The organism is Verrucomicrobiota bacterium, assembly GCA_016871535.1.
GTDB lineage: Bacteria > Verrucomicrobiota > Verrucomicrobiia > Limisphaerales > SIBE01 > VHCZ01.
This window is the reverse complement of sequence record VHCZ01000276.1, coordinates 1-7,983: the sequence shown is the minus strand read 5'-3', so window position 1 is coordinate 7,983 and position 7,983 is coordinate 1. Positions and strand designations below refer to the sequence as shown.

The window sequence follows — 7,983 nt, the reverse complement described above, 5'->3', positions numbered from 1 at the left end:
CCTGGCCGGCTGCGGCGTTGCTCGTCGGTCACAGCCCCAAAACGGGGATGCTCCCTCCTCGCGCCTTGCATCCGGCCAGGCGGCGCTCCCGCCAAAACCGGAAGTTATTTTTGCACAGACCCTAAAGCCGGGATTGCAGGCACCGTTCTTACTGCTTGGTCCGCGGGATGGACGACAAAGCTCGTAGCGCAGAGTTGCACTCTGCCGTATCGCAGAATTGTATTCTGCGGGGCGTCTCCCAGTCCGAGCCCGCTGGGACTTGCCGGCGCCCTGCCGATTGGAAATCGGCGATACCGCAGATTGAAAATCTGCGCTACGGTTCTCCGGTCGATCTGTCGTCAATCCCACGGTCTGCACAGTAAGGACCACTTTTTCTCGTCATTCGGAAGGCTCGCCCGTATCCTCCGTTCCAACGCAAACGACAACCGCCAATGTGAGAGAACGCCATTTCATGAATATCGCAATGAAGACCGTGACCCGCTTTCGCCATTCCTCAGAATCTGCCCCCAGGCCGCCTTCAAGAGCGCCGGCGCTTTCCCCAAATCCGCATTCCGCACTCCGCACTCCGCATTCTCTGCGGCGCCGTTTTGCCTGGCGCCTTTCCGTCGCAGTGATCCTGGTGGCGGCAGCTTTCTCCCCTGCCCTGCCGTCGTCTTTGCACGCCGCGCCAGTCTTTCAAGGCGCGGACACCTTATTGCGCCCGAAAAACTACCGCGAGTGGGTCTTCGTGGGCAGTTCCATCGGGCTCGAATACAGCCCGGAAGCTGACAAGCAAAAGTCCGGCAAGTCCGAATACAAGAACGTCTATATCAACCCGGCGGCTTATCGGCAGTTTGCGAAAACCGGAAGATTTCCCGAAGGGACGATTCTGGTTCTTGAGACCGCTTCCTCCGAGACGAAAAACGAACCGGGGCTGCAAGGCTCGTTTCAGAAGGAATTCATCGGCCTGTCCGCGGCGGTGAAGGACCGCAAACGATTCAAGGAAGGCTGGGCTTACTTCCGCTTCAGCGAAGGCGCCGGCAAACTGAAACCTTCCGCAAAGCCCGCCGAAAAAAGCGCCTGCTACGACTGCCATCGCGACAAAGGCGCGACCGACCACGTCTTCACTCAATTCTATCCCGTGCTTCGGGCGGCGCCGGCCAATAAGCCGTAAGGATTCAGTCTCAATTGGGGAGCACACGCGCCCTCGCGTGCTGTGGTTGGCGCCCCCGCCGACCACATTCAGGCGGACCCAAGCGTCTCTGTCCATGGTTTCATCGACGATCCGACCGGCGAGGGCGCCGGTCGAAACACGCGAGGGCGCGTGCGCTCCCCATCGACACATCAATAGCCACCGCTATCACCCAGAACTCACCGAGCGAGGTTTCTCTCCATTTGCTCCGTTTGCGGACTTCCTTCGCGTTGATGATCGTGGCCCGTGGTCTCGAAAGCGCCGATGAGCACGGAAAGAGCCAACCCCGATAGCAGCGCGATGGAGAGCTTAACCCGGTCGTGGGAATGGAACTGCAACTCCGGCAGCAAGTCGCTGCTCGCGATGCACAGGAACGTGCCCGCCGCAAACGCCAACGCGGCGCCCAGGTAACGCCCGGCTTCACCGGAGAATTGGGCCGCGCCAAAATGGAAAAGGAGCACGCCCAAAGGAATCGCCATCGCGAACAGCCCGTTCACCAGATGCCGCGAAAGCCGGGACGACCCGCCCGCCGCCATCAAAGTCCCAATCGCCATCGCGTCGAAGGGCTTGTGCAGGATGATCACCAGAAACGTGCCGAGTCCGAGCAACACCGGCGCCGGAGTCCCCAGCGAATCCGCGTGAACGCTGGAGGCCAGCGCGAAGCCGTCGATCAACGTGTGCAACGTCAAACCGAGCGCCGCGCCGGTCCACGTCAGCTTCGAGGCCGAGCGCTCGGCCAGGGTCAAGGACTCTTCATGATCGTGGTCGTGGTGATGGTGGTGATGCTGCGCGTGATCGTGATCGTGGTCGTGCTCATGGACAACCATTGCCTCCGCTGAAGGATTCTCCGACGCTTCCTCTCCCGAGACATCGTGATGATGGAAATGGAAGAAGCGCTGGATGAAAAACATGATCAGGAAACCGCCCAGCATCCAACCCGCAATCCAGTCAATTGCCGGGGAATGATCCAGCGCGTGCGGCAGCAAGTGCAGCACTCCCACTCCCAGCATCAAGCCGGCGACGAAGCTTGTCGCCACCTGCATTTTCGTGTGTGTCAGCCGCAGGAACAGCGGGATCCAGCCGCCCGCTAAAGACGCCAGCAGGATCAAACCGCAATAGATTGTCAGAAGTACGCCCGGAGCCATCGCGCTCTTCTTCTCCGCTCTGTCTGATTTTGGCAAAGGAAAACTGAGCGGCTCGCAGGCTTGGCATTTCCTTCTGCGAAGGTGGGGCGAGACTCCCGCTGAGCCAATGCCCTCGAGAAAAGCTCGGCAGGAGCGTCGCTCCACCGTCCGGTTACTGAGGGGGGCAACCGGGCGGAAGAGCCATGCTGATAGATCGAAAGTTCTACAAGGAATTCAACCGATTGATTTCGTGACAATCGTTCCGGCAAGACGAATCATCTGCGCGTTCCAATTGCCAGCCAGCGCCAGGTGAACCGTGCGTCTGCCGATTCGTGCGAACGCAACGCGGTGAGCCAGGTCCGGCCCAGGGCACCAGAATGACCATGAGCAAACTTTCTGTGCATCTGCAAAGACGATTGAAAATGAAAGGAGAACTCCCATGAAATCACTTCGGCCCCTTGGCTTCTTCGATCGGCCTCTCGGCGGAATCGCCGCGGCATTGATCTTCGCTTTGCTCGGCCAAGTCACGAGCGAGGCCGCAAAAATCCTCTTCATCATCAATACCGTCGTCGATCCCGTGACGACCGCCAACGCGCATGACCAGGAAGTTCGCGACCGCCTCGTCGGACAGGGTCACACCGTGACCTTGGCCGATGACACCACGGTTACTCCGGGCGATGGCTCGGTGGTGAGTTCCTCGGCGTTCCCCTTGACCATCGGACGCGAAGCGATGCTGATCGCCACCAACGCCACCGTCGGCGTGGACGAAAATCGCGTCGCAATTTGGGCGTACGACACCGGAGCCCGCCTCGCGGACAACACCACGGTGGTGCCGAGCCGTCGCGTGGCATTCTTTTTCAACGCCACAACGGCTCCCGGCTCGTACAGCGATGTCGCGTATGCTTTGTTCGACGCCGCTGTGAAATGGGCGCTGGAGAGCGCGCCGAAATCGCCGCCGCCCACCGTCACGATCACCAGCCCAGCTGCCGGAACGACGTTCCCTGCGGGAGGTCCGGTCACCCTCGCCGCAACGGCGTCAAAAACAGGCGGCGCCATCACCAAGGTCGAATTCTACCAGGGCACAACCAAAATCGGCGAATCGACCCAGAGTCCATACACCTTTACCTGGAGCAATGTTCCAGACGGTCGATACTCGCTGACGGCCAAAGCCATCGATAACGCAAACGACTCGGTATCTCGAGCGAAGTCAGCATCGTCGTCGGAACCCCGCCCGCCGAAGTGCTTTTCGTCATCGGCGGACTTCCGGGTAACGCCAGTGAAACCGCCCTTATGGCTCGCTTGCGCTCGTCAGGATTAATCGTCACCGCCTGGGACGACGACAGCCCGCTGCCCGCTGGCGTCAACGACCGAGCCTTGATCATGGTGTGTTCCACTTCGGGCTCCGGCAATATCACCAAATACCGGGATGTGCCTGTGCCGATCATCAATTGGGAATGGGCCGCGTACGATGGCCTGGGCATGGCCGAAGCCGACGGACAAACGATTGACAACAGCGAAACTCAAATTGAAATCGTGGATGCCAAGCACCCGTTGGCCGCCAGGTTCCCGGCCGGCGTGCGCACAGTTTTCTCCGCCCCGGCCGCGCAGTTCGCCTCCGCTGAGCCCGTGCCCACCGCGAAGCTTGTCGCATTGGCTGCGGATGGTTCCGGCCGCGCTGCACTCTTTGCGTTCGAAAAGGGGGACGCCTTGTCCGAAGCGGCTGTTCCAGGCCTAAAAGCCCCTGCGCGGCGCGTAGGATTCTTCTTGGGAGGCGACACGTTTAACGGCCTGAATGCAGACGGACTGAAACTGTTCGATGCCGCGCTGAGCTTTGCCTTGAATCGAACCCTCGGCGGGGCAGCGCCCAAGTTCGCTCCAGTGACGCGCCAGGGAAACAATCTCACGATTTCATGGACTGGAACTGGGAAGCTGCAGCAAGCCGATTCCGTGACCGGTCCATGGACCGACGCGCCCGCCCAAACCAACCCCCAAACGGTCTCGACCGCTGCCGGAGCGAAGTTTTTTCGCATTCGTCAATAAGTCATCTTCCTCCTCGGTCGGGAACTGGTGTCCCCCTCGTCGCCCGGGCATTCTGCGGCGAGGGGGACCATTGTTTGTGAGATCCCATTGGTATTCCTCTCAGTTGAGGGTGGGGCGAGGCTCCGGCCGCTGGCGGCGGCGACGGTGGAGGTGGCGGCGGTGGCCGGCGTTTTCTTCCACCAAAGATTCCACCGATGGCTTTGGCGATCGGCGAGAGAAACGGAAGCAAAGCCATCGGCGCGCCGATGCCGGGCGGCGGCATGGGACCAAACCCTCCCAGCGCCATGCCCAGTCCCATGGGCGGCATCGGCGGCTGCATCATCATCGGTGGCGGTCCGAAAGGCGAAGGCGGAGTGTAAGGATTCATGACGTGTAACTGGTTCTGCGCGGCTTGTCCGAGCGAACGCAGGAAGCTTACATCCATCACGTTTATCATCTGGCCGACCAACGCAAGCTCTCCCGGAGCACGATCAATCAAGCGGTCAATGCGTTCCGGTTTTTCTACGAGCACGTGGTCCATCGGGAGGTGGAGGCGTTGCGCCGGGCGTTGCCACACGGACCGAAGACCATCCGGCGTCCGCAGGTCTTCAGCATCGAAGAACTGGAAAAGCTCTTCACGATCGGCGCTCCGCATCCCAAGAATCGGGCCTTTCTCATGACGGTGTATGGGGCGGGGTTGCGCCTCAACGAAGCCTGTCATCTGAAGTTCGAGCATATTGATCGGGCGCGGAAGCAAATCCGGGTCGAGCAAGGCAAGGGCCGGAAGGATCGTTACACGCTGCTGTCGCCGCGCTTGTTGGCCGAACTGGAAGCCTATTGGAGAGTGTGCCGGCCGCGACAGTGGATGTTTCCCTCCAGCCGTGACCCGGAACGTCCGATGCTTGATGGCACCGCCCAGAGGATGTATTACGCGGCGGTCCAACGGGCGGGCTTGCGGCGCAAAGGGGGCCTTCATGCCTTACGACACTCCTTTGCCACGCACTTGCTGGAAGCGGGAGTGGAGCTCACGGTGTTGCAGCGGCTGTTGGGCCACGCCAGTGTGTTCACGACGATGATGTATCTGCACGTGCGGCAGGAACGGCTGGCGCAGATTGCCGGGCCCCTGGAGTTGTTGGACCTCCGTTCGGTGCTGGCCCAGCGGTGAACGTGCCCACCGTCCCGAACCTGGGGGCGGTGTTACGGAGCGTGCTGGAGCGAGGGTTGCTCAAAGTTTGCGCGGCTCACCGCAAGATCCTCGGCGCGCTGGCCGCCTGTCGCACCCCGGCCCTGGGAGGTCATTGGTATCGCTGCACGCAGTGCGGGCAGGAACACTTCGTGCCGCACTCCTGCCGCAACCGGCATTGTCCCCAGTGCCAGGGTGCGGCGGCACTGGCGTGGCTGGAGCGTCAAGAGGCGGTGTTGCTGCCGATTCCGTATTTCCATCTGGTGTTCACGCTGCCCCATGCGCTCAATCCGCTCATCCGGCAGAACCGGCGGGCGCTGTTGAATCTGCTGTTTGCCGCCGCCAGCCAGACGCTGTTGAAGTTTGGACGCAACGAACTGCAAGCCCAAATTGGGCTGACGGCCGTGCTGCACACTTGGGGCCAAACCTTGGTGGACCATTATCACCTGCACTGCATCGTCACCGGCGGGGGGCTGGCGCTGGAGGGTTCGGGCTGGGTGAAGTCCTCGGGCCATTACCTGTTTTCGGTGCGGGCGCTGAGTGAAGTCTTCAGCGGAAAATTTCGCGCGGGCGTGCGGGCGCTCTACGAGCAGGGGGCGCTGGAGTTTCACGGACAACTGGCGGCACTGGGAACCCCGGAGGCCTTCGCCCGGTTCCTGGGGGAACTGCGCCCGCAGAAGTGGGTGGTGTATGCCAAACGACCCTTGGCCGGTCCCAAGCAGGTGCTGGCTTACTTGAGCCGCTACACGCATCGGGTGGCGATTAGCAACGCGCGACTGCGGGCCGCCGCCGACCAGACCGTCACCTTCGCTTACAAGGATTATGCCGACGGCCATCGGCGCAAGACCATGAGCTTGGGGATCGAGGAATTTGCGCGGCGGTTCTGTCTGCATCTGTTGCCGGAGCGGTTTGTGAAAATCCGACACTACGGGCTGCTGGGCAATCGGGACCGCCAGGCGCGGATCGAGCGCGCTCGCCAGGCTCTGGGCGTGACCGAGCAACCCGCGGCGCCTGCGACCGAGGCGGTCGCCGTTCTGGGCGAGGAAGCTCCCCGGCTGCGCTGTCCGCACTGTGGGGCCTGGGCGTTGGTGTGGATAGCCGAACAGCCGCCGCTCCGTGGGCCCAGGCCGACGGTGGAGATTAGAGATTCGTCCTGAAGGGCCGCCGGAGCCCGTCGATTTGAGGATGCGAATAAAACGGTCGCCAGGGGACCGGGGCGAGGGCTTTGTCCCGCCCACTTCCGCCTGCGGGGATTTTCAGACTCCGGGCCCGTGGCGACCGCGGTCCAAGGCGTTAAGGTCCCCGGCTGGTGCGGGGAAAAACCAGGGGAGCGAACGGTTCCGGAAAGGGAGGTCCGCTTACTTTCTCCTGTGAATCGGCGACGCGGGCTCAGCGGTTCAGTTCAACAGGCAGCATATCGGTCCTGCCGCAGGCCAACCCTCTGGATGTTCTCCTGGCTTGCGGGCTGCGGCATGACCGATACACTGCTACACGTTCGGCGTAATCCTCATGCGCATCCCGATTCTGATCGCCGCTGTTTCGGTGCTGCTGGCGTCTGCGAGCTGCTCGCGCGCTCCAGTCCTCACCATCAAGAATCAGTCGTCCCTCACGCTCAGCAACGTTGTCGTGTCAGGCACAGGTTTCTCGGAGCGTATTGCCAGTATTCCGGCGGGTGGCGAGCACCGGATGCGCGTTCGACCTCAAGGCGAGTCTGGAGTCCGGATGGTGTTTGATGCGGGTACGCAGCGTGTGGATTCTGGCGCGCAGGGGTACTTCGAGGCGAGCGGAGGTTATCGTATCACAGCGACCGTCGGGACGAACCTGAGCGTTTCGGTTTCTGAGGAGTTGCGGAAGTACTGATATGACCAGAACGCTGAACCAGGTCACTGGAGCGAACGCGGGCGGGCCGCGTCAGTTGCCAATGCGGACGCGCTGGGCCGCCCGCGTCGCTCAGTTCTGTCGTTAGGCGACACCACCCACATCGTATGAACATTGTCTTACTCGTTTTACTTTGTGGCATTGTGCTGGGGATTCCACTGAGCTTTTTGCTCTTTCCACGCAGTAGATTCCCCCGTGCTCTGGCTGCGCTCGTTCTCATCGGCCTAGCCCTCTTCAGTATCTACGGATTCTTGGCTTCCTACGAGTATTCCGAGGCCGCCAAGCGGTTGCCGTGGCAGATAGGCTACGGAGCGCTTGGTCTTGTCTGCCTCAGTGGAGCAGTGGTTGTTCTGCGCCCTCGGCGGCGCGGCAGCCCACCGAACAGCACCGACACAGCACGTTGACGGTATGGACGTAATGCCGCCTAACCCCTATCAAGCCCGCGCGGTCAATAGGGAAAAACATTCCGTGACGAAGATTTTTTTCTTCGTCTGGCGTTCCTCAGAACGGGAGGTCCGACTTGATTTCCAGTTGTGCAGCTTGGAACGTAGTCGTTGAGCAACGGAGTTCCAGCTAAACACCAGGAGTTGTTCCTCCCAGGGATCGCG

General features: G+C 61.3%; 7 protein-coding genes. 6 read left to right on the top strand and 1 reads right to left on the bottom strand.

Annotated features, from left to right (window positions below; translation table 11 throughout):
- Positions 1-451: 451 nt before the first annotated feature.
- Positions 452-1,153, top strand: coding sequence for a cytochrome P460 (locus tag FJ398_23635; GenBank protein ID MBM3840890.1), 702 nt, complete (start codon positions 452-454; stop codon positions 1,151-1,153).
- A 197-nt stretch (positions 1,154-1,350) separates the two neighbouring features.
- Here FJ398_23635 and FJ398_23630 read toward each other — a convergent pair whose 3' ends face one another.
- Positions 1,351-2,316: an iron permease gene (locus FJ398_23630; GenBank protein MBM3840889.1), complete on the bottom strand. Its 966-nt coding sequence runs from the start codon at positions 2,314-2,316 to the stop codon at positions 1,351-1,353.
- Between the two features lie 418 nt (positions 2,317-2,734).
- Here FJ398_23630 and FJ398_23625 point away from each other — a divergent pair, with 418 nt between their 5' ends.
- The 5 genes from FJ398_23625 (at position 2,735) to FJ398_23605 (ending at position 7,357) form a co-directional block, all read left to right on the top strand.
- Entirely contained in the window at positions 2,735-3,613 is an 879-nt protein-coding gene (locus FJ398_23625; protein ID MBM3840888.1) for a hypothetical protein, read from the top strand.
- On the top strand, positions 3,586-4,335 hold the full coding sequence (locus FJ398_23620) for a hypothetical protein (protein ID MBM3840887.1): 750 nt from the start codon (positions 3,586-3,588) through the stop codon (positions 4,333-4,335). The genes FJ398_23625 and FJ398_23620 overlap by 28 nt, the downstream gene beginning before the upstream one ends.
- A gap of 376 nt (positions 4,336-4,711) precedes the next feature.
- Complete coding sequence (locus tag FJ398_23615; protein MBM3840886.1) at positions 4,712-5,479, top strand: integrase; 768 nt, start codon at positions 4,712-4,714, stop codon at positions 5,477-5,479.
- Entirely contained in the window at positions 5,476-6,654 is a 1,179-nt protein-coding gene (locus tag FJ398_23610) for an IS91 family transposase (GenBank protein MBM3840885.1), read from the top strand. Before FJ398_23615 ends, FJ398_23610 begins: the two co-directional genes overlap by 4 nt.
- A gap of 352 nt (positions 6,655-7,006) precedes the next feature.
- Entirely contained in the window at positions 7,007-7,357 is a 351-nt protein-coding gene (locus tag FJ398_23605; protein ID MBM3840884.1) for a hypothetical protein, read from the top strand.
- The last annotated feature ends 626 nt before the right edge of the window (positions 7,358-7,983 follow it).

Coding starts and splice junctions, on each gene's coding strand:
- FJ398_23635 (MBM3840890.1), top strand. CDS start 452: ATGAATATCGCAATGAAGACCGTGACCCGCTTTCGCCATTCCTCAGAA.
- FJ398_23630 (MBM3840889.1), bottom strand. CDS start 2,316: ATGGCTCCGGGCGTACTTCTGACAATCTATTGCGGTTTGATCCTGCTG.
- FJ398_23625 (MBM3840888.1), top strand. CDS start 2,735: ATGAAATCACTTCGGCCCCTTGGCTTCTTCGATCGGCCTCTCGGCGGA.
- FJ398_23620 (MBM3840887.1), top strand. CDS start 3,586: ATGGCTCGCTTGCGCTCGTCAGGATTAATCGTCACCGCCTGGGACGAC.
- FJ398_23605 (MBM3840884.1), top strand. CDS start 7,007: ATGCGCATCCCGATTCTGATCGCCGCTGTTTCGGTGCTGCTGGCGTCT.